The organism is Altibacter sp., from assembly GCF_019913785.1.
Lineage (GTDB): Bacteria > Bacteroidota > Bacteroidia > Flavobacteriales > Flavobacteriaceae > Altibacter.
The window spans coordinates 18,418-43,926 of the sequence record NZ_JAIOHK010000060.1 but is presented as its reverse complement, the minus strand read 5'-3'; the positions used below and the strand labels follow the sequence as shown (position 1 = coordinate 43,926).

Genomic DNA, 25,509 nt, shown 5'->3' with positions numbered 1-25,509 from the left:
AGTTTAGTTGTTATCTATTGATTTTTCATCTTTTGCAAGCGGTGATACCACTCGATCGAAACCGTTGAGATCGATACCGCCTATCCATTCGAAAAAGGCAATTACGTCCATGGCTTCCTCTTCCGAGAAACCATAGGCCACCATTTTACGGCCGTTAGGAGCCCATGCGTTTGGTGTCATAAGGACTGCTTTAACATATCCTTCTCCTCTGCGCTCCATTACTTTGGTCAACTCGGGTGCATAATATGCGCCTTCGCCTAAAATAGTATGACATCCCATACAATTGTTGGCTTCCCAAATTTGCTTTCCTCGAACAACTTGTTCGGTAATACCCTCGTAATTGGTTTGATCTTGCCCCTTGCTAAATGAGAAGATGGTCAGTCCTATGAACACTAAAAAAGTGACTAATGTTCCTCCGAGAAAGAAGGCTCGGGCCTGTTTTTTTGATAACATAGAAATAGATTGGTTAATTAATATTAAAAGACCTTTTTATCTTTATTACAAATATTCAGATTTTATTAAATATCAAAATATGACAATGGTCATTTTGAGTTAACGAATTATAACTTCTTGGGAAAAAATAAGAAATAATATGTCTCAACTGAGACTAGCAATTAGTTAGAAGTTGGTATTTTTTGAATTGTTTTTTCATTCGCTTTCAATAAAACTTCAGCTCTTCGATTCACAAGATTGTTGCTGTATTTCTGTTTGTGGTAGTGGCGTAATCGATGCTCGTTTTGACGCCCCGAACTGAAACTTGAAACCCGTTTTAAATACCCGATCACACGTGTGGCGTGATCAACATTTACCGATTCGCAATGTCCACATTGATATAGGGTTCGCTTGTCAATATGATTACAGTCATTACAAATTGTAATTCGAATATTAAAGCAAAAATAGTTACATCCGGCTGCCGCAGTTGCATGAATAAGCTTTATAAACCCTTCTTTATTGGGTGTTTCTTCCAGATTGAGATGTAAGGCCGATCCTCCATCCAGATATTTGATAATTTCATTTCCGTGTAGGATAATTTTATCCAAGGAATTGGTCTGCTCATCTTCCACCACATAGAAATACGAATTATAACAATCCCGAGGGACAAACAAGCCGTCTTCGCGATCCCACTTTGCATTTTTTACTCCCAGATTTTCTGCCGGAACAAATTCGGTATTAAACATATACCCATACGATTGTTTCGCTTTTTTGTTTTCATCATAAATTGCCTTTAAATATTTGTTTACGAAATTCTTATAAGTGTCGTTGTTTTTAACTTCAATCCCTAAGCTTTCCGCCGCTTCAACCATCCCGTTGATTCCAATGGTCAAGAATTGTTTGTTTAGAGATATAAATCCGGCCTCATAGACCGGCAATAAACCGGCAGTTTCATATTCTTCAATTAATTTTCGATAGGCCACCTGATATTGATGTATTTTTCTCACTTCTTGTACTACATCGGCTCCTTTTTGCACCAAGCGGTTCATATTGAGGGTAATCACATTGATAGATCCGGTGGCGACACCTCCTGCACCTAAAGAATAACTAAAGGTATTATCACTAATTTCGTTTCGAAGTCTACAACAGGAAGCCAAACTATCGGCATTTTCCGATTGATAGATAAAAAAGGAATTGCCTTCACTCAATTCTCGAGCGCACATTTCGGTGAATTCGGTGTCTACAGGTTTCCCTTCGTTAACCAACATGGCGGCTGTTACCACGGGAAATGTTAGTATAGCCTTGGTACGTTCCTCATTGAACCATTTCATAAAAAAAGCTTGTAACTTCTTAACGCTCTCCCAACTGGGCAATACCCCATCCGGAAAAACAAATTCACCGAACATACTATTATAATAGGCCTCATCGTATAGCGAAATATTCCAAAAAACAGATTGGTAGCCTCTAGCAGCAGCCGGCTGATTGATGGCATAGACCACATGCTGCAAATGATTTTCTATAATATTTTGGTCAGTGATGAGATAGGCATCTCCATAATCCTTGCGCGCAAAATGGTCAAAATACAGGAGAAATTCCACAGTAGCCAAGGCTCCTGCAAACTGCGAACTCACTGCAAACACCAAATTGACAAACTCACCACAGAAGCTTTCCAAATGTTTGGGAGCTCTACTCTCGCCCCCCATTTTTGTATGTCCATCCAAAAGAAACGGATACATACTTATAGAAACACAATAGGGCTTCAAAGAGGTTTCGTCGTGCACATAGATCTCGTGCTCTTCGATCTGTCGAATGTATTCTTTGGCCGTATGCTCACCAAAAAGAGATGCGATCTTTCTTGCAATTAATGCTCTGTTCACCTGAATATTAATATCCTTGTTTAGTTCTGCCTCCATGGTAGCGATGTTCTTTGAAGTAACATTGGCATTGGCATCTACTTTAGAACCGTCCGCAGCATTGGATGAATTAATATAGTGATCAATAAAGTCAATTTTTTTGGCTAGTTGTGCATCTGAAAGTCGTATCATAAATATTGGGTTTTTGTAAATAAATAATTGAGGTTTCTATTGGTGCGTATTTCAGTAAATCGCTGATTGGTCTTTTTGCTGTCCAGTCCTCCTAAATTAGCTTCCCACCTACCTGTTTTAATCCAATCCAAGCGACTCATAATTTTAGGAGAAACTTCTTCTTCTCCAGTATACAGACAGGTTTTATATCCCTCCTCTTTTGCGAGTTGTAAAAGGCGTGCGAGGTGCTTTGTATGCCATTCTCCTCCCATAAAAAGAACACAGGTCGCAAAACTCTTATAAGTTTTAATGAGTTGCTGAAAATGGGTTTCTGTAAGTCGTGTTCCCTGCTTTTCTTTCCATAAGTATGAAGAATGACACCCTTCGCAACGCAAAGAGCAGCCCGAAATAGAAAAACAAAGACTTATTTCTCCCGGAACCTCTTGAAGTACTACTTGAAAGTTTTGATAATACACGTATAAAAGACCTTTTTGTCTTTTATAAAAATATAGAACTTATCAAGTGATTTTTATTTGCTTCGGTTTTGTTTGTAAACAGGTTATTAACAGACCGCTTTTTAATGCAGAATTTGGAGTGGCTTACACCTTAAATCTTCGCATTGCAGCTTGGCACAAAACATCCCTATGATCAGGATGCGCAATCGATATAAGCGCTTTGGCGCGTTGCTCCAAACTCTTACCGAATAAATTCACCACCCCATATTCAGTAACCACATAGTGCACATGTGCTCTGGTCGTTGTAACGCTGGCACCCTGTTTTAAGAAAGGGGTGATCTTAGATATACCCTTTGTTGTGACCGATGGCATCGCAATAATTGGTTTTCCATTTTCAGAAAGTGAGGCCCCTCTAATAAAATCCATCTGCCCTCCCACTCCGGAGTACTGAAACGCACCAATGGAATCGGCACATACTTGCCCGGTTAGATCTATCTCGATGGCGCTATTGATAGCTGTTACTTTTGGGTTTTGCCGAATAATGGCGGTATCATTGGTATATCCCGCTTCTTTAAAATGGACGATAGGATTGTCATCGATAAAATCGTACAACTTCTGAGTTCCCATGGCAAAACAGGTAACAATCTTGCCGGTTTTGATCTCCTTTTCCTCTCCGGTGATCACGCCCTGTTCTATTAGGGGTAAAATTCCATCACTAAACATTTCGGTATGGATGCCTAATCGCTTGTGATTTGTTAGGTTACTCAAAACAGCATTTGGGATATTTCCTATCCCCATTTGCAAGGTAGCGCCATCTTCAACGAGGCCTGCAACATGCTTACCAATGGTAGCTTCGATGTGAGTGGGTTCTCCTAAAGCAGTCGCATGAATTGGCGTATCAATCTCAACTCCGAAATCGATATTTTTTATATGAATAATGCCATCACCATGTGTTCGAGGCACCCGGGGATTAATTAATGCCACTACTGTTTTTGCCGTCTGAATGGCCGGTAAGGTGATATCTACGGAAACACCTAATGAACAATACCCGTGCTTATCGGGGGGTGAAACCTGAATAAATGCCACGTCTAGTGGAAGAATATTTCTTCTGAATAACCAATGAATTTCACTTAAGAACACAGGAATATAATCGCCTCTACGTTCATCTACGCCTTTGCGTACATTATCACCAACAAAACAACTCTGCAATCTAAATGCCTCACAATAGGGCGCTCGGGTATATTTTGCATCGCCATGTGTATGAATTTGAACAATCTCGACGTTTTCCAATTCCGTGTACCGCGCACAGAGCGTATCTATCAATAAATTAGGTGTCATTGCCGCGCCTTGAAAAAAGACTCGGTCATTCGATTTCACCACCGAAACCGCTTCGGCGGGAGTAACAATTTTTAGTTCGCTTGTATTGGTTAAACTCATAGCAATAAATTTTCAGCAAAGATTCGGCTAAGACTGCAGTAATCAAATGATAAAAATCATAGATTAAAAATCCTTTCGTTTTGCTTTCCGTTGAATAAAAAAGGCAGGAATAATCACCCACAGCAACAACATAGCCGAGGAGATAATTAGGCCGAAATTGGTTCCGAAGAATTTTTGAAAAACAGCCCCAGTATACCCCAGTAAGGCCGAAATGTCCAGCTTCAGCAATATTAAAACTCTGGAGAGATCGATTGGGTTTAACATGGTTCCCACCAATGAAAATGTATCAAGTGGGTATTCTTCAAAAGCGATTAAAGACATCAAGAATATTCCATCGTAAATAACTGCCAGAAACAGCCAGAGTAGTATGGCATATCCGAAACCTTTGATTTTGTTTTCGTTATAAAGGGCAATATTAAAAGCAAGGGCCGTAAATATGAGCGTCAAAAAGGTGCCGGTAATAAGCAGCAAAGAGAAATCCCATATGGCCGATGATTTAAAAATTCCATAGAAAATAAAGGGCAGGCCAAGGCCAATGATCAAACTCATGGACAGCGACAATGCCACCCCCAAATATTGCCCCAGGAAGATGGAAGAGCGCTTGATGGGTTGCGCTAATAGCAGTTCGGTGAATTCTTTCGAATTATAGTAATACATCACACCAAAAATTGTCCCTATGAGGGGTACCAGAATAATGATGACGTTCATGAGGGTAATCACTGCTTTTGAAAGATCATTGTTTAAGAACAATAATACAATTCCCAACATGAGGTAAAATGCAAAATACACGTAACTCCAACGGCTTCGCATTAAATCGTAAAAACTATATTTTAATATCTTAATCATAACTTTGTTGTAAAATAGAGGCAATGGCATGTTCGAAATCGGGTTGGGCTGTTTTCGATTTCAACTCAGAAATACTTCCTTTAAAATAAATTTTTCCTTCAAGTATAAAAACAATTTCGTTAGTCACCTGTTCAACAAAACTCATAATATGGGATGTAATTAGAATGGTTTTACCCTTTGCTTTTTCTTCGGTAATAAGATTTTTTAGTCTAATTAAAGAGATAGGATCCAACCCGGAGGTGGGCTCGTCTAAAATGATAAGCGGACTATCAAACATAAAGGCGAGCACGATATTTACCTTTTGTTTGGTCCCGCCGGAAAGATTTCCAAGCTTCTTCTTTAGGAAGGGTTCCAATTTGAAGAGTTTGATAAGACGTTGATCATCCACAGTTTGTTTACCGCGAAGGTCTTTGATCATTCTAATTAATTCTTCGACGGTAAGATTTGAGGGAAAGTTTGCAATTTGGGGCAGGTAGTCGATCTTATGTCGGTATTTCCAATCTCGTTTAATTCGTTTCCCTTCAATTTCGATAGTTCCTTTGTTCGGAATTACCATTCCTAATATACATTTGATCAGGGTAGTTTTTCCAGAGCCATTGGGTCCTAAAATGGCAAAGATGCCACCTTCTTCAATTTCCAGATCAACACCTTGAAGCACCAGGTTCTTTCCAAATTTTTTATGTAGATTTTGTACACTAATCATGAGAAATTCTTTTCATTTTTGGCGCATTGTCCAAGAGGTTATCCGGTGTAAATACCGGGGATACTTTTTCTGAAAAATCGATAATATCTATAAACAAACTACGGAGCAAAATAATAGCTTCGGGCGTCCTATTCACTACATAGGAAAACAATTTTACAGGTCGGTACGGGACATCGCCTATCCCATCCTTATTTAAATCGTACCCCGTATAGTTGCTCCAATAATTATGCTCAAATTTATTATCATTAAGCTTGCTGTTATACGATAAATCGAAAGAGTTATGCATAAAATTATTATTGGTAAAAATATTGGCATAACACGCTCCTCTCGACTTGATAGCCCATCCGTTATTAATAAAATCGTTGTTCTTGTAATCGACCCTGTTAGAGCCTTCAATGTTGATTCCTATGGTATTACTTTCAAACAAGTTCCCTATTATTTTCGAATCGTTGATTTCTTTCAGTAAAATACCAAAAGAGGCAGATCCCCAATTGTCGCGAAACGTATTATTGTACATTTCAATCTTTTTTGAAAACATGACAGCAACGCCGGCACCATTATTCTGAAAGGTGTTGTTTTCGTATAGGTCATCGTTCGAAAACATAAAATGAAGACCGTACCGGATATTGTGAGAACTAATATTATTGGTAATAGTACAGAAATCTGAGAATTCCAGATAGATTCCGTCACGAACATGGGTCACTATATTTTGATCGATTTCGATGTTCCTGCAGTGCCAAAGTTGAATTCCATTGCCCGAATTGTATTCTTCTTCGGCATCGCCCACGATCTTATTGTGATATACTTTTCCATCGCTCGCTTTTTCGAGGTAAATTCCGAAGAACAACTTTTCCAATACCAAATTCTGAATGGTAAAATACTTGCTTTTAACTACGCGAACTGCTGCGTAGTCTTCGGTGTAACTTGTTCCAACATTAATAATAAATAAGCCATCCAAGGTAACATAGTCTGAAATGATCTTGATAATTTCACCTTTCGATTGACCATCGATTACAGGAAAATCTTCACCAAGAATAGTCAGTGGTTTGTCCACAATTAGGTTGTACTCCTTATAAGTTCCTTTTTTTATCAGGATGGTGTCATAGGCTTTGGACTGCTGCAACGCTTCGTTGATCGTCTTGTACGAACAAGTGTTGCACACGATAAGCGTATTCCCATATACTGAAAATGAAATCAGGCATAAGAAAACAAAAAGAAGTAAACGGCTAATCATTATCACTGAATTGCAATTTGGCTATAAAGATAAAACTATCTTATAATTAAAAACTTGGAATTTTTGTTGGCAAAGACCTTGTGCTTTTCCTCTGCCAGAAATTAAAATGGTTGGTAGGTGTGTACTTGATAAGCAGTATGATTTATACTGAAATTAATATCCCCTTCCAACATAATAGGTAACGCATCTCTTGGTGACGAATACTCCGAAAACCCAAACCCTTTTTGCAAGGAGATTAAAGGTGTTTCACATCCAACCTTTGAAGCGAATTCCTGAGATTTTAATCGCTGCATAACCGAATCTGGAATCGTCTTCGCATTTTCATACATAGCTATTCCTCATTCAAATGGTCCAGCAAAGCTTCCCAGCTATACAATTCGCCTCCTTTTGAAGCTTTTAATTCTTCCGCTTTCGCTTTCGACTCTAAGGCTGAAAGGTTGGCTTTCATAGGGCTGGGAATATTTGGTGAGATAATGAACGTGGCCTTTTTAGCATCTATCAACTCCTCGGGATGTGTGTAATCGGTAACCAAATAAAGTGCTATGGGTGTAGTGTCTTCCGAAAGGTGATTAACCATACATTCTATGGCGTCAAAATTATATACCTTCCCTTTATCGGTAACTAATTGAGAGGCATGTTGTCTGTCGACAATAGTCATGCTGCAATAATGACAAGCATCTTCTCCATAATTAATTTCCTTTGGTTTGACATTACAGGATGCAACGATAACCAACAACGCGACAAGTGTGATAAGATTTTTCATGGTTTATGAACTTATGTTTTCGATTTTGAAGCTCTTCTCCCTACAAAGAAGGCAACCGCGGATAGTACCATTCCAAAAGCTAGGAAATAAGCTCCTAATTGTGGATATGAGTGTGCTCTAAAATTCAAAATATCTTTCGATCCAAATAAAGGTGGCTGAAAGCCCATGACCGAGCCATCCGGATTTGTAAATTTCATGATAGCTTTTGGATCCAGATTATGTCCATAGTCGTGCCCCCATAAATAGAAATCGTAAATTCCGGCAGCAGCCAGTAGGGCCATCAATAAAAACCAACCAAGAAACCATTTATAATTTGCCTTAAGCCCTAAAATGATTCCTAAGAGTGACATCACTAAGATAACAGCAGGAAATATTTTAAACTCAGGGATGTTTTCCGGAATATATTTCATCCCGACATAGTGATTCATCAAATTAATATTTTTGATATCATGTGGATTTTTATCTGCAAAATCGTAGATATAAATATCCATTCCAAGGGGAATAGGATATTGAGGTGCTTCGAGTGTTATATTCCAAAGCGGAAACACAAATAATCCTAAAATTAAGAGCGCTCCAAGGGTCATTATAATTCGTGAATTCTTCATTGCAATTTGGGTTTAATAAAAGACGGGAGCAGTCGAAAACTCCCGTCTCTTGTGGAAATACTACTAATCACTACGCTATTTTGTATTTCCGGTATTAACAACTATTAATCTTCTCCTAAAGACCAGCTAAGCTCGATACTAGAGGAGGCAGGGGATACTCTTACATACCCTTGCATTTCTTGGTGTAAGGCCGAACAGAAATCGGTGCAATAGAATGGCCATACGCCCACTTGTTTAGGTTCCCAAACAAAAGTTTCGGTTTGTCCCGGCATGATTAACAATTCGGATGTATTTGCACCAATAATACTTATCCCGTGTGGTACATCGTAATCTTGTTCTAGATTCGTTACGTGGAAATATACCTTATCTCCCACTTTCACGCCTTCAATATTGTCCGGGTTAAAGTGACTTCTAATCATTGACATATAAATATGTACTTCGTTTCCGTTTCTAACTACTTTCGCACCGGCTTCGGTAGTAATTGCATATTTATGCTTGTTCTCTTCCAGTTTATAAATCTTTTTAGAGTTCTTCATTATAATGTCGGCTTTTATTCCGGCTGCATAATGAGGTTCTCCAATAGTTGGGAAATCCAATAATAATTCCATTTTATCACCCCTAATATCATATAACTGAGCAGATTGAGTGACTTCCGGACCTGTTGGTAAATAGCGGTCTTTGGTAATCTTGTTCATTGCCAATACATAATCGCCAAAAGGCTCACGTGAGTTTCCTCCGGGTATCATTAAGTGACCCACAGAATAATAACAAGGCTGTCTGTCAACCACTTCCCAGGTTCCTAATTTCCATTTCACTACTTCAGAAGAAATAAAGAAGGTAGTATATGCATTTCCTTTACCGTCAAATTCGGTGTGTAATGGTCCTAATCCGGGTTGTTCTACAACACCTGCCAATACATCCTCGAATTTCAAAATTGGAATTCCATAGGCTTCTCCGTCAAATTTCTTGTTTTCGATAGCATCCAACATTTTGGTGAACGAGTGAATCGTTAAATTTGCTGAAAGTTTTCCGTTTCCTACGATATACTCACCAGATGGATCTACATCACAACCATGAGGAGATTTTGGAGTAGGCAAGAAGTAAACCGCTCCAGGCACCTTTAAAGGATCTACAACCAATACTTCCTTTTTCATGGTTGAAGTAGCAGTATGTGTTTCTTCATCATAGACATTATGAGCATAATTGGCCGGCATTTTTGTTCCGCCGCCATTGTTCACATACTCTTCAATTATTTTCCAATTCACTGCAGCGATAAAGTCCTTATCGTTTTGAGATGCATTTACTTCTAACAGCGTATTCGCTTCTTCCGTATTATAAGTAGTAAAGAAGAACCAACCGTGTGATTTTCCTCGACCGGGATGTGAAAGATCATAATCGAATCCAGGCATTAATAATTGAAATTTTATATCCATTCCTCCATCTTCCGGATCAACACTAATAAAGGACAATGCTCCCTTGAAATTTCCTTTATACTCGTTTATAGGCATATCTCGTTGAGGCACCGGTATCGAAAAACGTGTTCCCGCCACTACATACTCTGTGTTTTCGGTAACGAATGAAGAACTGTGGTTCCCAGCACTATTGGGAACTTCAATAATCTCTGTGGTTTCGAAGGTGGTTAGATCAATTTTAGCAATACGAGGTGTATTGTTTCCATTGATAAACACCCAACGACCGTCTACAACTCCATTGGTTTGTGAAATATCAGGGTGGTGAGAATCATCCCAAGGCACAAAACCGTGAGACGTATTCAACATGGGTTTGGTTTCTTCGTTATATCCCCAGGCCTTTTCAGCATCTTGAGAGAAAACGGGAATCACCTTAAACAAACGCCCTGAAGGCAATCCATAAACAGATAATTGTCCACTAAATCCTCCTGAAATAAAGGCGTAGTACTCATCATATTCTCCAGGTGCTACATATACTTTTTCAGCAGCATTGGTACCTAGTGCCCCTTTATTTTTTTTAGAAGCATCACTGTTGTTACAACTCACTAATCCCACAAGGAAGATGAGAGATAACATAATATTTAATTGTTTTTTCATAATTATCTGAATTAAATTGTTTTTTAGTTTAATTTTCTGGTAAAATCACTTTGTCCACTACGTGCACTATCCCATTCCCTGCCGGAACGCTAGCAATAATCTTAGCACCTCCTACATATACATCATCACCTTTTACTTCAACTGTGATATTCTCATTGCTGGCCTGTCCCAACGATTTAAACTTCTTAAGAAAGTCCTTGGTATAATTTCCGGGAGTTACATGATGCTTTAATATATAAGCTAGTTTTTCTTTGTTCTCCGGTTTGAGGAGATCCTCCACGGTTCCTTCCGGCAATGCAGCAAATGCATCATTGGTAGGAGCAAATACCATGAGCGGTCCCGTATTCACCAGTACATTTTCAAGTTCAGCAGCCTGAACTGCCGCCACTAAAGTGGAATGATCTGGCGATCCAATGGCAATGTGTAAAACAGTAGGTCTGGACTCGTCGTCTTTGAGAAAGGCCTGTCCTTGCTTTTCGGTATCCGTGGTTTCTTCAACTGCTGGATCTTCCGTTGAAGTAGTTTCATTTTTGGTTTCAGTTTTACAACTTGAAAGAAGTATAAAAACTGATACAAACAGTATTTTAAATATGGTCTTCATATGTTGTGTTTTTTGGTGTCAAACCAACAACTATTGTAAAATAGAAGTTGGTTCGACTAGGTTTAAAAGTGAATATTTAAGTGTATAGAATTCTTTAATTTAAGGTTCTAAAATATTCTAAGATGCTACGTGCTTCTACTTCTGTTAAACTTTGATTTGCCATAGGCGATCCGTTATATTCGATCAATAAGGCCTTTGCAATGGGATCGTTCTGCGTCATTCCCTCAGGATCTAAAATCATATTCATAATCCACTCTGGCGAACGTCTTTTTGTAACACCCGTTGGAGCCGGTCCAATGAACTTCTTGTCTGTTTTATGACAAGCGGTACATTTGGTTTTGAATAATTCGGCACCTGTTGCTGCCATTGCTTGGTCAATAGTTTCAGGAAGCTCCAAATTTTTAATAGGTCCCACCCCTTTGTTGGTCAAGTCTATTGTAGCCTCTGCCGATGTTGTGGTTTCAGAAGTTTTTTTGGTTTCTTCTTTTTTGTAACTGCCAATTTTAACTTGTTCTTTTTCCTTTTTTTCGTCACCACCACCACAACTTACTAGAGTGATTACAAAAAGTAAAGCGATCGATTTCAATAGGTATTTCATAGTATTTGTTGATTAATATTTCTGGGTCAAAAGTACTAGCAGAGGTTCTCTTAAAATATGACAATTGTCATAATTAAGATGGTTTGGTATTTTATTTTGAAACCCTCTGCTTCATGATATAAATCATGGTGTATACACAAATGTTTTATTACATTTATTAGCTAATTTCACAAATGATGAAGCGCATTTTACTACCCACAGATTTTTCTGAGAATTCTCTAAATGCTATTCGATATGCAATGGCCTTTTTTAAAAATTCTGAAGTGGATTTCTTTGTCCTTAATGTTCAAAAAACTTCAAATTACACTACAGCGGACCTTATGTCAAGATCTTCTGGAAGTACCGTTTATCGCGCCATTTTGGATGACAATAAAAAAAGCCTCAATAAATTCATCGAAAAATTAAAAAAGGAATGTGTTGGTGAAAAATATACCTTTCATGGCCTAGTAGATTTTGATGTTTTTACCGATGCAATGCAGCAGGCTGTGGTCACAAAGAATATTGACCTTATCATTATGGGAACCAATGGAGCCACAGGGGCAAAAGAGGTTTTATTTGGCAGCAATACGCTTAATGTTATTCGCCAGGTGAATTGTCCGCTTATTGCAGTGCCTGAAGCCTATACCTTTAAGGACATAAAAAATGTTTTGTTTTCGATAAACTATCAAGGCGTCCCAACTACTTCGATAGCTCCGCTAATTGAGATTTTGAAATTATATAAGGCCACGTTAAAAGTACTTGATGTTAAAGAAGAAAACATCCACGTAACATCTGCCGAAACCGAAGCTTCGTTAAAAGATTTATTGGGTAATTTATCGTATGACTATTACTTACTTTCCGGCATCCCCATACCTATTGCAATTGATGCATTCGAGCAATTATTCCCTGTCGACTTGCATGCTTTGATTGTAGAGCAAAAATCCTTTTTGGATCGCTTTGTTTTTGGTTCTGAAACTTCAGCAATAAGTTATAACAGCCGTGTACCTCTACTTATTCTGCGCCTGTAGAAAACATTTTTTATTCTGTTAAAGATGTAACAGGTGTTTTTTGCTTATTCCAAGCGTCTATATTATAAAAGGTAGTTTTAGCAATATTTGTAAGTGCCTCCTTTGTGACGAACGCTTGATGTGGAGTTACAATTGTTTTAGGATGTTGTAATAACTCTAATAATAAAGTATCCTTAATTTCAGCATCAGAATGGTCATAAAAAAATATCCCGCTTTCTTTTTCATATACATCGGTTGCATAGCCTCCAATTTTTCCTAAATCCAATGCTTGAAGTACCTCTCTGGTGTTTACAATAGCTCCTCTGGCAACATTTATTAACACAACTTCCGGCTTCATAAAGGCAAGTAGTTTTTTGTCAATCAAATAATGTGTTTCTGATGTTAAGGGAAGGCATAAAAAAATAAGGTCCGCCTCCTTGCAAAGGGTTTCCAATGATTTGTAGCGAACCTTATATGCTGCTTCAAGGGCCGTACTTTTAACCAAATCGTTTGCGAGGATATCACATTCAAAACCTGATAATAGCTTCACCAAAACGCTGCCAATTTTACCTGTGCCTATAACCCCTGCTGTTTTCCCCTGCACGTCGAAGCCCACCAAGGCATCTAAAGTGAAGTTTCGCCTTTTAACTTGACCAACTGCGGTACAGATTTTTCTATTAAGTGCCAATAGGAGGGCAATGGCGTGTTCGGAAATGGCATTTGGGGAATATCCGGGTGCATTGGCGACTTTTAACTTTAATTTTTTCGCGACCTTTATGTTGATATTGTCGTGTCCAGCAGATCTAAGCGTAATATATCTCACGCCAAAGTCCTTCAGCTTTTCCAAGACCAAAGGAGAGGCATCATCGGCAGAAAAAATAGATACAATTTCAAATCCAATAGCTATTTGAGCCGTTTTAGAAGTCAGCCGTTCTGAAGTAAATACCACCTGATGATTTTGACGATTTGCCGCTTTCAAAAAGGGAATTTCAAAATTCTTAGCACTATATATTAACACCTTTTTTTTCACAATTCCACGACCAAGAGTTGTTGTGCCTTCAATTGACTCAATAAGGTCTTTACATAGTCACTCACGGCCTTTTTGGGTTTTTGAGGATCGATTATATCGATAGATCCTTTCCATAATAATTCTCGTGCCTTATCCGGACAGATACAGTATAATAAAGTCTCCGTATGATAAATGTCGTAGTACTCCTGGTTGTGCTCTCTAAAATAGACATGTTGATTCTCGTAAAAATAGTCACGGAAATTATTGAGGCTACTATTGATATTATTGAAAGAGTTGACTAAGTTGACTTTACTTGCAGAGCCCGTGATCTTCGAAAATAAGACCGCATCAAAACCCGCTGCCAGCAACTGACTTTCAATTTTATTAAGTTCTTTTTCTGTTTTTTCGGCATTGGTGAACGAATCGTCAAAGAAGTCGATACTTTTAACAGCGACGACATCTTCCTTCGCTAATTCAGAAACCAATTTCTGTTCGAATAATCTTCGTGATTCGGCATTCGCTGAGATACCAATAACCAATACTTTATTGGCTTGAAAAGTTGGTGTCTCCTCATTTTTCCATTGTTCAATCACTTTACTTGAAGAACAACCGCTAAGCGTGACTAGAATTAAAAAAAGCACAGAAAGTTTCATAACACATGTAAGTTTAGGAATCATAGATCAGCCTGTTATTTCAACAATCGTTTTTGTCGGTCTTGTTTCATTAATTGCTTAATAAGCAGGAATATTTTTCGTTTTATTTTTTTGAATTTTGAGTGATACGCAATCACATCGAACATTAACTTATAATGCACTTCTTTATAATCTTGCATCTCACCCGGCACTTCTTGTTCATCTAAAAGAATTTGAAGGTTATTGCTGTGTGTCATCAATTGAGTTAGCAATTGCGGAAGCTTTTTACTGTGTTTTGATAGCATTGAAATCACTTCTTTGCTCTCTTCGTATGTATTTCCGGATATGAGTTGGATGGTATGACCTTTAATTAAATCTTCTAAAAACAATTGCTCATCCTTTATAAACCGCAACTCGGAAATACTATTTCGGATATCCTCATGAAGGTCTTCTGTACTTCGCCACTCAATGTATTTAATATTTGATTTATTAACTTCCATGATGGTAGGATTCTAGAAAAGCAGAGAACGACTCCTCATTCATCTCCTGCTTTTCACAATAGGTTAATCTATTTGGATTATTTTTTTAGGAGTAGCCTTTGCTTCTTTAATTTTTCGAAGTTCAAGCTTTAAAATTCCATTGTTGTAAACGGCTTTCACCTTTTCTGAAGGATCAACATTCGAAGGAAGTTGTAATTTTCTCTCAAACTGATTGTAGCTAAACTCCTTACGACTGTATCCTTCTTTGTCTTCCTTTTTTTCTTCGCTTTTTTTAGCGCTTACTTGTAAAAGGTCATTTTCCAAAACCACTTCGATTTCGTCTTTAGAAAAACCAGGTACGGCCAACTCGATCTCAAAATTGGTTTCATGCTCCTTGACATTCATCGCGGGTATGTTTCTTTCGGTTAGAAAAAAATCATCTCCTAAAAATTCATCGGTGTCCAACCAAGAGGGCACCGCATCATTTAGCCAAGGAAATCTTCTTCGGTTTAATTTAATAAGTGACATAGCATTTTAATTATTTGTTAATACTCAGTTACTTAAACATAAAAATACAGAGAAACTCTATTGAAAACTATGACATCCATCAGTTTCCATTGGCGTTTACAAACGAAGAATGTCAACTGATAATTATCAGCTTTTTAAAGGGAGATGTACCGTATATTTTGCTTGAATTTTTTTGAATAGTATTGCTAGTTAGAAAGTTCCACTATTATTATTATTTTTTAAAAGATGAAAAGAACAATATTTTTTTTATCTTTGTTAACCATTTGGTTAAACCATTTAGTTAATTATGATATCGACAGAAGAACAAATACTCGTTGCTGCCAAAAATGTATTTCACAGAAGTGGATATGCCGGAGCCCGCATGCAAGAAATAGCAGATGAAGCGGCCATCAATAAGGCGATGCTACACTATTATTACAAGAATAAGCAGCAACTATTTCGAGCTGTATTTATGCAAGCCTTTGGAAAGCTAGCACCTCAGTTGAATGCCATATTTAGTGGAACTGAAGGAATTTTCGAAAAGATTCGATGGTTTACGGCAGACTATATAGATTTTGTAGTAGAAAATCCATACTTGCCATCATTTATAATTCAAGAGCTCAATAACAATCCAGATTTTGCCGTAGAATTTATGAGTCATGACGGAAAACCAAATCCACAACCTTTTATCGATCAACTTAACAAAGAAATTGCCGCCGGAACTATAAGACAAATAAATCCGAAACAAGTGCTCTTGAATATTTTCGCACTTTCTGCCTTTCCTTTTGTCGCCCCTGTGATGGTAAAGGGTTTGCTGAATATTTCCGAAGAAGAATTCGAAGCACTTATGGAAGAGCGAAAGACTTTAATCGCCGACCAGATTATCGATTCTATCAAAATATAAGAAAAATGAAAAAGTTTTTATTTCTAATAGTATTAATATCCCCGCTACTTCTACACGCACAGCAAGTATTGGATTTGGATACCTGTTATGATTTGGCTGAAAAGAATTATCCCTTAGCACAACAAAGCGATTTATTAAAAAATAAAATCGACTCCGAAATTAATACGATCAAAAAAGAACAATACCCCAAACTTGATCTAAACGCACAGGCAACCTATCAATCAGATGTTATTGAATTTCCTTTACAACTGCCAAATGTAACAATTGAAGCTCCAAATAAGGATCAATATCGCGCTACTTTAGACGCCAATCAGCTTATTTACAACGGCGGAATCATTGCGGCAACCACCCAATTGAAAACCGCCGAATTGCAAAGTCAGCAACAACAAGTAGTTGTAAATCTCTATCAATTAAAAAGCAGAATCAATCAATACTATTTTGGCACATTGCTGTTTCAGAAACACCTTGAACTACTCAATACAAAAAAAGAACAGCTAGCACTAAGGTTAGCAGAAGTCAATTCGGGAATTAAATTCGGTGCTGTACTTGCTTCAGCAGGGCAAATAATAGAAGCTGAACTTCTTAAAATTGAGCAACAAATCTCACAAGCCAATTTCGACAGAAAGAAAGCCCTTGACAACCTATCTAGTTTAATCAACATGACATTTGACGACGATATAATTTTAAGTCAACCCATATCTACACTTAGTTTCGAAGCAAAATCAAAGAGGCCAGAACTCAAATTATTTGAATTGAAAGAACAAGAAATCGAAGCCTCTAAAGAAGTGAATTCAAAATTAAAATATCCAAAAGTCATGGGTTTTGCTCAAGTCGGTTATGGAAATCCAGGTTTAAATATGCTGGATAATTCGTTTCAAGATTTCTATATGGCGGGTATTAAACTCCACTGGAATATTTTCGATTGGGGTAAAACAAAGGAAAAGGATAAGGTATTAACAATTTCACAGCAATTAATTAATACGGAAAGGGAAACGTTCAATTTAAACAATGAAATTCAATTGAAAGAGCTGGAAAATGACCGAAATAAATACCTGCAACTCATTTTAACCGACTCTCAAATTATCAATTTAAGAGAAAAGGTGTTGGATGCTTCCAACTCACAGCTTAGACACGGTGTTATAACCGCTTCACAATATATTATCGATTTTAATATGCTCTATGAGGCAAAGACAGATCAGCAAATACACGAAATCCAATTAGGCCTAACAACTGCAAACTATTTGGTAGTTAAAGGGGTTTCAGAATAAAAAAAAGGACAAATGAAAAAAGCGACAATATTAATTTTTGGTATAATCTTCGGAAGTTTTTTATCCTGTACTAATGGCGAAAAGGCCGATGGTTATGGAAATTTTGAAGCAACAGAAATCACGGTTTCTTCTGAAGCAAACGGAAAAATTGAATTTCTAAATGTAGAGGAAGGTGACCTCTTAGAAAAGGATGCCATTGTTGGGCTTATTGACACACTGCAACTTCACTTAACGAAGCGTCAACTACAGGCAACTATGACTACGATCGCTTCGAAATCTGGTACTGTTTGGTCACAAATTGGCATTCTGGAAGAGCAGCTGAAAACTGCGATAACAGAGCAAGATCGAGTAGATGGAATGTTTGCAGAAAATGCGGCAACCCAACGACAAGCTGATGAAGCCAGCAGCCGGGTGAGTGTGCTAAAGAAGCAAATAAAAAATGTTGAAACGCAAAACGCACCAATAGTTAACGAACTGAAATCTATTAAGGCGAAAGTCGCACAAATTGACGACCAAATAAAGAAAAGTAATATCAAGAATCCTATAGCCGGAACTGTTCTAACAAAATTTACCGAAGCGGGTGAAGTAACTTCTTTTGGCAGACCCATTTACAAATTGGCAAATTTAAATGAGATGACACTACGTGTTTATGTGAGTGAAACGCAACTCGCCGGACTTAATCAAGGTCAGACGGTAACGGTCAAAATAGATACTGAAAATGAAATGAAATCCTATGAAGGTACGGTGTTCTGGATTTCCTCAACCGCCGAATTTACTCCAAAAATAATTCAGACCAAAGAGGAACGTGTCAACCTGGTCTATGCGGTAAAGGTCCGCGTACAAAACGATGGAAGCCTGAAAATTGGCATGCCAGCAGAAATGTGGATTAGTGTGAACAGTGAATAGAAAGATTAAAGCAATCACGCGCTGAAACTTAAAATAAAAACAAATACAAATTCTAAATAATACATTATGAAAAAAGTAATTTTTACAACAGCAATCCTAGCAGCTTTATTAGTAAGCTGTAACGAAAAACAAGAAAAACAAGAGAAACATGAAGCCGTTGAAGCATCGGAAGTGGTTCATGAACATGAGGAAACTGATCTGAAAACCTCACATTCGTTTAACAACAACTGGGTGAATGAGATAGCACTCGACAATGGTGCGAAATGGGTGGCAAATCTGGAAACAAACGAAGGTGTCGATAATATGCTCGGTATGATAAAACAAAGCGATCCAAAAACTGTAGAAGACTATCACGATCTGGCTGCAAAACTAAACGAAGAAAAAAACTATGTCGTAAAGGAATGTACAATGACTGGACCCTCTCACGACAACCTGCATATTTTCTTACATCCGCTTATCGAAAAGATAGATGGGCTCTTACAGGTTTCGACTACAGATGAAGGAAATCAAATTGTCGAAAGCATCATCGAAAACCTAGAAGCCTATTCCAATTATTTCAAATAGTTTATACCCATAAATCATGGAAAAACATATATATAATGTCGATATCACATGGAACAAAGAACGCAAAGGGATAATGTGTTCTCCCGAATTAAACCCGACCAACGCACCATCCGCAAACTGTATTGAAGTCGCTACACCGCCTCAATTCCCAAAAGGGATGCCATATATTTGGTCGCCAGAACATTTGTTCACGGCTGCTGTTAGTAGCTGCTTAATGACTACTTTTTTGGCAATTGCTGAAAATTCGAAATTGGACTTTGTAAGTTTTAGTTGTAAGTCCAAAGGGATATTGGATCAAATTGACAGAAAATACCTAATGTCTGAAGTAATTCTTGAACCAACTGTCGTGATTAAAAGAGAAGAAGACCGTGAAAGAGCCTTAAAGGTATTAGAAAAATCGGAAGCTGCCTGTTTGATTACAAATTCAGTAAAATCGAAGGTTACGATGATTCCGAAAATCGAAACCGAATCTTAACATCAAATCCCGAAACAAGTGAGTATTTCTGTCCATAACCTAAGTAAATCCTACGACAAAATAAAGGCGCTAGATGCTATTTCTTTTGAGGTAAATGAGGGTGAACTTTTTGGGCTTATAGGTCCCGATGGCGCGGGAAAAACAACCCTATTCAGAATACTTACCACCCTTCTAATTGCCGATGAAGGTGTGGCCAAAGTTGCCAATATGGAGGTCGTGAAAGAGTATAAGCGCATACGAGAATCGGTTGGGTATATGCCCGGCCGGTTTTCATTGTATCAGGACTTAACCGTCTTGGAGAATCTCAATTTCTTCGCCACTATTTTTGGAACTACCGTTGAAGAAAATTACGAGCTCATTAAAGATATTTATATCCAAATTGAGCCGTTCAAAGATCGGCGGGCGGGAAAACTTTCGGGAGGAATGAAGCAAAAACTAGCCCTGTGCTGTGCTTTAATTCACAAACCCAAAGTACTATTTCTGGATGAGCCTACAACCGGAGTCGATCCAGTTTCCCGTAAAGAATTCTGGGATATGCTGAAACGACTTAATAAACACGGAATCACTATTTTGGTTTCAACTCCCTATATGGACGAAGCCGCCTTGTGTGATCGAATTGCATTGATACAACACGGAAAGCTACTGGAAGTAGATAGTCCTCAAAACATTGTCGACAGGCACCAAAAAATAATCTACAACGTGAGCGCCGAGAATACGTATAGACTGATTCAGGATTTGAAAAGATTCCCAACGCAGGAGGCGGTGTATGCATTTGGAGAATTTATTCATTATACAGATTCAAAATCTAGTTTTTCACCAGAAGAATTACGAGCGTATTTACTTCAGAATAATCACAAGAACGTTGATATACATACCGCAGTTACAACCATAGAAGATGTATTTATGGATTTGGCATCAACTTTTAAATCTGAAGCAATTGAAAACTGAAAAGATCATCTCGGTTCAAAATCTCACCAAAATGTTTGGCGATTTTACGGCAGTTAAGAACATCTCTTTTGATGTTTATAAGGGAGAAATTTTTGGTTTTCTCGGAGCAAATGGCGCCGGAAAAACAACTGCCATGAAAATGTTGATCGGTATCTCAAAACCAACGAGTGGATCTTCAACCGTTGCCGGATTGGATGTTGCAACCCAAACCGAAAAGGTCAAAAAAAGTATAGGATATATGAGCCAGCGGTTCTCCCTATATGACGACTTGACGATTCGGGAAAACATCAATTTTTTTGGAGGTATCTATGGATTGAGCAGAGACCAGATTAGGCAAAAATCGGCGCGATTAATTGAAAGCTTAGGATTACAGAAAGAATCAAAAAAACTGGTAAAATCCCTACCGCTTGGCTGGAAACAAAAACTCGCTTTTTCGATCTCCCTTTTGCACGAACCAAAAATAGTATTCCTAGATGAACCTACAGGCGGTGTGGATCCTATTACACGTCGGCAATTTTGGGAATTAATTTACGCTGAAGCCGATAAAGGCACAACCATTTTTGTAACCACTCATTATATGGACGAAGCCGAATATTGCGACCGTGTTTCCATTATGGCGGAAGGAGAAATTGAGGCACTCGACAGCCCCAAGAAATTAAAAAAGCAGTACAACACTAATTCAATGGACGGCGTATTCCTAAAACTTGCCCGTAATGTTGAATAAACTGAAAGCTCAAAAATGAAGCGATTTATAGGTTTTGTCAGAAAGGAGTTCTTCCACATATTTCGGGATAAGCGCTCTATGTTCATACTTTTTGGTATGCCTATCGTACAAATATTGCTCTTCGGATTTGCGATAACCAACGAAATTAACAATGTGGAAATCGCCATTTTGGACAATTCGAAAGACAACGAAACAAGGAAGATCATTCAAAAAATAAATGCCTCACCCTATTTTAATATCGAAACTGAAGTACTGTCAGAAAAACATATAGAAACGGTTCTCAAAAAAGGAAAAGTCAAGGCCATACTAGTCTTTGAATCAAATTTTGCTGAAAAATTAGAAATCAAAAAACTTGCCAATGTTCAAATTATCACCGATGCCACCGATCCAAATACGGCGAATACTATTTCCAATTATGTTCAGTCTATCCTGCAAAATCATCAGCAGCTTTTAAACAAAAACGCTAGAATTCCATATCAAATTAGCGTACAAACACAATTACAATACAACCCCGAACTCAAGGGTGTTTTTAATTTTGTCCCGGGTGTAATGACGGTCATATTAATGCTGGTTTCTGCCATGATGACTTCCATTTCGATTACGAGAGAAAAGGAATTGGGAACTATGGAAATACTTCTCGTTTCACCTCTAAAACCTTTTCAGGTAATTATTGGCAAGGTATTTCCTTATATCTTTTTATCAATTATCAATGCTTTGGTGATTCTGGTTCTTGGATTTCTTGTTTTTGAAATGCCCATCGAAGGAAGTTACCTTTTACTCGCTTTTGAAACGATCCTTTTTATAGTTACCGCATTATCTCTGGGTATATTAATTTCGACGATTTCCCAAACGCAGCAAACTGCAATGATGATCTCCCTAATGGGTCTGATGCTCCCTGTAATTCTACTTTCGGAATTTATTTTTCCTATTTCAAGTATGCCTTTGCCGCTGCAATATATTAGCAATATCATCCCGGCCAAGTGGTTTATTGTGATTTTAAAAGGTATTATGTTGAAAGGTGTTGGACTACAATTTCTGTGGAAGGAAACGCTAATTTTATTGGGAATGACAGTCTTTTTTATCGTGTTGAGTGTGAAGAAATATAAAATCCGATTAGAATAATGCGAATTATAAGCTATATCGTTCAAAAAGAATTTCTGCAAATATTCAGGAACAAAGCCATGTTGCCTATCATTTTTGTGTTGCCGTTAATTCAGTTGCTTATCCTCTCCAATGCCGCTACGTTTGATGTTAAAAATATTAAATTTTCCTTTATCGATAACGACAGAACCTCAACTTCGAGAGGACTTATCAGCAAATTTGAAGCATCCAACTACTTTGATGTACTGGAACATTTTACTTCAAAAGAGCTAGCCGATCAAGCGATGGAAAAAGGCGCCGTGGATGTTATTTTAGATATTCCGAGGCACTTTGAAAGAGATCTGGTGAAGAACAAAAAGGCCGAACTCGCAGTCTATACCAACGCCATTGACGGGGCAAAAGCAGGCATTGAAAACGTGTATATCAACCAGATTATTAGAGAATACAATCAACACCTAAGTGCAAGTCTATCTCTAACAGACCATCAAGTGGCAAGGCCAATTAATATCCTCGCCATCCCCGCGTTTTGGTACAATAATACCCTGAATTATAAAACATTCATGGTTCCGGGGATATTGGTGTTATTAGTAACGATGATTACACTATTTCTTTCGGGAATGAACATTGTTCGTGAAAAAGAGATAGGAACTCTCGAGCAAATTAACGTCACTCCTATTAGAAAAAGCCAATTTATCATTGGTAAATTGTTTCCGTTTTGGGTATTGGGAATGGTGCTTTTAACGGTTGGGCTAGTGATCGCCAAAATCGTATTCAGTGTACCCATTGTTGGAAGTATCGGACTTATTTACGTATTCACGGCAGTATATATACTACTCATCTTAGGTCTTGGGCTCTTTATTTCGAATTTCACCGAAACTCAGCAACAGGCAATGTTTATTGCATGGTTTTTAATGGTAATTTTTATTTTAATGAGTGGATTGTTTACACCTATCGAAAGCATGCCACCTTGGGCTCAAAAACTAACACTTTTAAATCCTATTCGATACTATGTGGAAGTAATTCGAATGGTTATGCTGAAGGGTTCCGGTTTTATAGATGTGATTTATCAACTCTCTGTTATTACCGTTTTTGCATTTGTAATGAATGGTCTGGCTGTTTGGAGTTATAAGAAGACAAATTAGAAGTTATGGAAAGACGACAAAAATTTAAGCTTTCAAAGGACGAATCTTTATTCGTACGCGGTCCGTTATCACGTTTTAACGAATTTACCTTTGCATTTAAGGTGTTTTTCAACTTTATAAAAGCCTTTAGGAAAATGCATTTTATTGGTCCCTGTGTGACTGTTTTTGGCTCTGCTCGATTTACAAACGATTCTGAACATTATATAAATGCAGAGAGAATAGGAGCTGAACTTTCAAAATTGGGGTTTACCGTGATGACAGGTGGCGGCCCAGGTATTATGGAAGCCGCCAATAAGGGCGCTTATGAGTCAGGGGGGTATTCTGTGGGTTGTAATATAATTCTACCCTTTGAACAAAAACCAAATCCATATCTCCATAAGTGGATTGACATTCCTTACTTTTTTCTGCGAAAAGTAATTTTGGTAAAATATTCGTACGCTTTTGTAGTCATGCCCGGAGGTATCGGTACGCTCGATGAGCTCTTTGAAGCATTAACCTTGATACAGACAAAAGTCATTGAGGATTTCCCAGTAGTTATTTTTGATTCCGAATACCACAAGGAATTATGTGAACATATTCAAATTATGGCAGAAAGAGAAAGTATCAGTCCGGAAGACATGCAACTGCTTTTTGTAACCGATTCTGTGGAAGATTTAATTACTCATATAGAAACACATGCCATAAAAAAATTCAAATTAGTTAGAAAACATATAAAGCCAAAATGGTGGCTTGGAGAATCTAATAATAAATCAATCGCCAAATGAAAACTAAAAAAACTGTCCATACTGTAAGTGCGATTGCCTTAGCACTATTTGCTTTGCTCACCTTATTCTTAAGTAGTTCTGTGATTTTTGATTGGTTTGGCATTAGAGCCAAAGAAGGCAACTATGTACCTTTTGTCGTTTGGGCAAATTTAATTTGCAGTCTTCTCTACCTCATCGCTGTTTATGAATTCTTTAAAATGAATAAAGTAGCTTACAAAATATTAATTGTTTCTGTAGTGGTTTTAATAATTGCTGTAATTGGTTTGTTTTTTCATATAAATAGTGGTGGTTTATATGAAACCAAAACAATTGGCGCCTTGTTTTTCAGAATCGGAATCACCTTGTTTTTTGCCCTTCTGTTCTACAAGTACCTAAAAAGAAAACATGATTAAATCTACAAATCTAATATTCTTTTGTCTTCTTCTGAGTTTTGGCTATGCCCAAACCAAAAATGATACCCTACCACGACTTGATCTAGCGAAAATAGCACATATAAATCAAAGTGATAGCTATATTACTTTCCCCATAGATATTGGAAACATAGCACCTTTAATGTTTGAAGCCAATCTCAATCCTAATTTTATCATCCGTCAACGCAGTGATTCAAAAATGATGATGGTGCTTACCCCACAAATTATGATTCGGATGTATAATGAAGAATCGTATCCCGTAAAAACCCCTAGTTATATTCCGCAAATTTCGTTCTACTATTTGATGGGTTATCCAGAGCTAGCACATCATACCACAGTATTTGCTCGAATAGCACATCATTCAAATGGACAGGATGGCAATTTTTATTTAGACGGTCCTTTATTAGATGTTAACGAACCCAAAATTAATCTCCAATCTGGAAATTTTGCAACCAATTTTTTTGAATTCGGCTTTATCGATACATCATACGGCACTACTGTGAACGCGGTAAAATTTATTAAAAGCGCTCTGGAAATACACCCTAAAAGTTGGACGCAAGAAGAACTACATGGTCTGTACAGCGGGCTTCGATGGCATAACTCATTTTTTGCCTATAAGCTTCCGATGGATCGCGATTTTTTCAGTAAAAAAAGATCGGCTAATTTTTCGTTAAAAGTAGAAACAACCATAATGCTTGATAATTTTAATGATTTAGCCTTTTTTGATTTAGATAGATTCAATGCTAGTCTTACCTTTTACTATCATCCGAAGTTTTTAGAAGATATTGGGTTTTTCGTCCAATTATATCACGGTGCAGATTATTATAATATCTATTTTCAACAACAACTGAATATTATCCGATTTGGGCTTATGACGGAAATATTAAGATTTTAAATCTAAATGCAATTGTTTTAACCTCTAATTC

General features: G+C 37.6%; 30 protein-coding genes. 13 read left to right on the top strand and 17 right to left on the bottom strand.

What is annotated here, in order from left to right:
* Positions 1 to 3: 3 nt before the first annotated feature.
* From K8F54_RS10475 to K8F54_RS10415, 13 genes are all read right to left on the bottom strand, one after another.
* Entirely contained in the window at positions 4 to 453 is a 450-nt protein-coding gene (locus K8F54_RS10475) for a cytochrome c (protein ID WP_290790580.1), read from the bottom strand.
* Between the two features lie 161 nt (positions 454 to 614).
* Positions 615 to 2,477, bottom strand: a complete 1,863-nt coding sequence (gene nrdD, locus K8F54_RS10470) for an anaerobic ribonucleoside-triphosphate reductase (RefSeq protein WP_290790577.1) — start codon at positions 2,475 to 2,477, stop codon at positions 615 to 617.
* Positions 2,474 to 2,932 carry an anaerobic ribonucleoside-triphosphate reductase activating protein gene (nrdG, locus tag K8F54_RS10465; RefSeq protein ID WP_290790574.1) on the bottom strand — a complete coding sequence of 153 codons (459 nt, stop codon included), beginning with the start codon at positions 2,930 to 2,932 and terminating at the stop codon, positions 2,474 to 2,476. Before nrdG ends, nrdD begins: the two co-directional genes overlap by 4 nt.
* Positions 2,933 to 3,055: 123 nt before the next feature.
* Positions 3,056 to 4,348 carry an acetyl-CoA hydrolase/transferase C-terminal domain-containing protein gene (locus K8F54_RS10460; RefSeq protein WP_290790571.1) on the bottom strand — a complete coding sequence of 431 codons (1,293 nt, stop codon included), beginning with the start codon at positions 4,346 to 4,348 and terminating at the stop codon, positions 3,056 to 3,058.
* Between the two features lie 63 nt (positions 4,349 to 4,411).
* A complete protein-coding gene (locus K8F54_RS10455; RefSeq protein WP_290790567.1) occupies positions 4,412 to 5,194 on the bottom strand; it encodes an ABC transporter permease in 783 nt (260 codons plus the stop codon).
* Positions 5,187 to 5,897, bottom strand: coding sequence for an ABC transporter ATP-binding protein (locus tag K8F54_RS10450; protein ID WP_290790564.1), 711 nt, complete (start codon positions 5,895 to 5,897; stop codon positions 5,187 to 5,189). The genes K8F54_RS10455 and K8F54_RS10450 overlap by 8 nt, the downstream gene beginning before the upstream one ends.
* A complete protein-coding gene (locus K8F54_RS10445) occupies positions 5,890 to 7,131 on the bottom strand; it encodes a nitrous oxide reductase family maturation protein NosD (RefSeq protein WP_290790561.1) in 1,242 nt (413 codons plus the stop codon). The genes K8F54_RS10450 and K8F54_RS10445 overlap by 8 nt, the downstream gene beginning before the upstream one ends.
* Before the next feature lie 101 nt (positions 7,132 to 7,232).
* Positions 7,233 to 7,460, bottom strand: coding sequence for a hypothetical protein (locus K8F54_RS10440; protein WP_290790558.1), 228 nt, complete (start codon positions 7,458 to 7,460; stop codon positions 7,233 to 7,235).
* Positions 7,461 to 7,462: 2 nt separating this feature from the next.
* Positions 7,463 to 7,894 (bottom strand): nitrous oxide reductase accessory protein NosL, encoded by a 432-nt coding sequence (locus tag K8F54_RS10435; RefSeq protein WP_290790555.1) that lies wholly within the window; start codon positions 7,892 to 7,894, stop codon positions 7,463 to 7,465.
* Positions 7,895 to 7,905: 11 nt separating this feature from the next.
* Positions 7,906 to 8,499, bottom strand: coding sequence for a hypothetical protein (locus K8F54_RS10430; protein ID WP_290790553.1), 594 nt, complete (start codon positions 8,497 to 8,499; stop codon positions 7,906 to 7,908).
* Between the two features lie 104 nt (positions 8,500 to 8,603).
* Positions 8,604 to 10,565 (bottom strand): Sec-dependent nitrous-oxide reductase, encoded by a 1,962-nt coding sequence (gene nosZ / locus K8F54_RS10425; RefSeq protein ID WP_290790550.1) that lies wholly within the window; start codon positions 10,563 to 10,565, stop codon positions 8,604 to 8,606.
* 28 nt (positions 10,566 to 10,593) lie between these two features.
* Positions 10,594 to 11,166: a fasciclin domain-containing protein gene (locus K8F54_RS10420; protein WP_290790545.1), complete on the bottom strand. Its 573-nt coding sequence runs from the start codon at positions 11,164 to 11,166 to the stop codon at positions 10,594 to 10,596.
* A gap of 94 nt (positions 11,167 to 11,260) precedes the next feature.
* A complete protein-coding gene (locus K8F54_RS10415; RefSeq protein ID WP_290790542.1) occupies positions 11,261 to 11,764 on the bottom strand; it encodes a cytochrome c in 504 nt (167 codons plus the stop codon).
* Between the two features lie 173 nt (positions 11,765 to 11,937).
* Between K8F54_RS10415 and K8F54_RS10410 the strand changes: the two genes are divergently transcribed.
* On the top strand, positions 11,938 to 12,771 hold the full coding sequence (locus K8F54_RS10410; protein ID WP_290790540.1) for a universal stress protein: 834 nt from the start codon (positions 11,938 to 11,940) through the stop codon (positions 12,769 to 12,771).
* Between the two features lie 10 nt (positions 12,772 to 12,781).
* Here the strand turns inward: K8F54_RS10410 and K8F54_RS10405 are convergent, their stop codons facing one another.
* From K8F54_RS10405 to K8F54_RS10390, 4 genes are all read right to left on the bottom strand, one after another.
* Positions 12,782 to 13,768, bottom strand: a complete 987-nt coding sequence (locus tag K8F54_RS10405; RefSeq protein WP_290790853.1) for an NAD(P)-dependent oxidoreductase — start codon at positions 13,766 to 13,768, stop codon at positions 12,782 to 12,784.
* An 8-nt stretch (positions 13,769 to 13,776) separates the two neighbouring features.
* A complete protein-coding gene (locus K8F54_RS10400; RefSeq protein ID WP_290790537.1) occupies positions 13,777 to 14,412 on the bottom strand; it encodes a hypothetical protein in 636 nt (211 codons plus the stop codon).
* 35 nt (positions 14,413 to 14,447) lie between these two features.
* Positions 14,448 to 14,891: a hypothetical protein gene (locus tag K8F54_RS10395; protein WP_290790534.1), complete on the bottom strand. Its 444-nt coding sequence runs from the start codon at positions 14,889 to 14,891 to the stop codon at positions 14,448 to 14,450.
* Between the two features lie 63 nt (positions 14,892 to 14,954).
* Entirely contained in the window at positions 14,955 to 15,398 is a 444-nt protein-coding gene (locus tag K8F54_RS10390) for an Hsp20/alpha crystallin family protein (protein ID WP_290790531.1), read from the bottom strand.
* A 286-nt stretch (positions 15,399 to 15,684) separates the two neighbouring features.
* Between K8F54_RS10390 and K8F54_RS10385 the strand changes: the two genes are divergently transcribed.
* The 12 genes from K8F54_RS10385 to K8F54_RS10330 all read left to right on the top strand — a co-directional run bounded on the left by K8F54_RS10385 (position 15,685) and on the right by K8F54_RS10330 (position 25,478).
* Positions 15,685 to 16,281: a TetR/AcrR family transcriptional regulator gene (locus tag K8F54_RS10385; protein WP_290790529.1), complete on the top strand. Its 597-nt coding sequence runs from the start codon at positions 15,685 to 15,687 to the stop codon at positions 16,279 to 16,281.
* Between the two features lie 5 nt (positions 16,282 to 16,286).
* Positions 16,287 to 17,549 (top strand): TolC family protein, encoded by a 1,263-nt coding sequence (locus K8F54_RS10380; protein ID WP_290790526.1) that lies wholly within the window; start codon positions 16,287 to 16,289, stop codon positions 17,547 to 17,549.
* 12 nt (positions 17,550 to 17,561) lie between these two features.
* Positions 17,562 to 18,455: an HlyD family efflux transporter periplasmic adaptor subunit gene (locus tag K8F54_RS10375; RefSeq protein ID WP_290790523.1), complete on the top strand. Its 894-nt coding sequence runs from the start codon at positions 17,562 to 17,564 to the stop codon at positions 18,453 to 18,455.
* Between the two features lie 66 nt (positions 18,456 to 18,521).
* Positions 18,522 to 19,019, top strand: a complete 498-nt coding sequence (locus K8F54_RS10370) for a hypothetical protein (protein WP_290790520.1) — start codon at positions 18,522 to 18,524, stop codon at positions 19,017 to 19,019.
* 16 nt (positions 19,020 to 19,035) lie between these two features.
* Positions 19,036 to 19,494, top strand: coding sequence for an OsmC family protein (locus tag K8F54_RS10365; protein ID WP_290790517.1), 459 nt, complete (start codon positions 19,036 to 19,038; stop codon positions 19,492 to 19,494).
* Positions 19,495 to 19,512: 18 nt separating this feature from the next.
* Positions 19,513 to 20,442: an ABC transporter ATP-binding protein gene (locus K8F54_RS10360; protein WP_290790514.1), complete on the top strand. Its 930-nt coding sequence runs from the start codon at positions 19,513 to 19,515 to the stop codon at positions 20,440 to 20,442.
* On the top strand, positions 20,432 to 21,166 hold the full coding sequence (locus K8F54_RS10355) for an ABC transporter ATP-binding protein (protein ID WP_290790512.1): 735 nt from the start codon (positions 20,432 to 20,434) through the stop codon (positions 21,164 to 21,166). Before K8F54_RS10360 ends, K8F54_RS10355 begins: the two co-directional genes overlap by 11 nt.
* 15 nt (positions 21,167 to 21,181) lie before the next feature.
* Entirely contained in the window at positions 21,182 to 22,288 is a 1,107-nt protein-coding gene (locus K8F54_RS10350) for an ABC transporter permease (protein WP_290790509.1), read from the top strand.
* The gene (locus K8F54_RS10345; protein WP_290790506.1) at positions 22,288 to 23,409 is read left to right on the top strand and encodes an ABC transporter permease; all 1,122 of its coding nucleotides are present in this window, start codon (positions 22,288 to 22,290) and stop codon (positions 23,407 to 23,409) included. Before K8F54_RS10350 ends, K8F54_RS10345 begins: the two co-directional genes overlap by 1 nt.
* 5 nt (positions 23,410 to 23,414) lie before the next feature.
* Positions 23,415 to 24,173 (top strand): TIGR00730 family Rossman fold protein, encoded by a 759-nt coding sequence (locus K8F54_RS10340; protein ID WP_290790503.1) that lies wholly within the window; start codon positions 23,415 to 23,417, stop codon positions 24,171 to 24,173.
* Positions 24,170 to 24,565, top strand: a complete 396-nt coding sequence (locus tag K8F54_RS10335) for a hypothetical protein (protein WP_290790500.1) — start codon at positions 24,170 to 24,172, stop codon at positions 24,563 to 24,565. The genes K8F54_RS10340 and K8F54_RS10335 overlap by 4 nt, the downstream gene beginning before the upstream one ends.
* The gene (locus K8F54_RS10330; protein WP_290790497.1) at positions 24,558 to 25,478 is read left to right on the top strand and encodes a hypothetical protein; all 921 of its coding nucleotides are present in this window, start codon (positions 24,558 to 24,560) and stop codon (positions 25,476 to 25,478) included. Before K8F54_RS10335 ends, K8F54_RS10330 begins: the two co-directional genes overlap by 8 nt.
* Positions 25,479 to 25,509 lie beyond the last annotated feature (31 nt).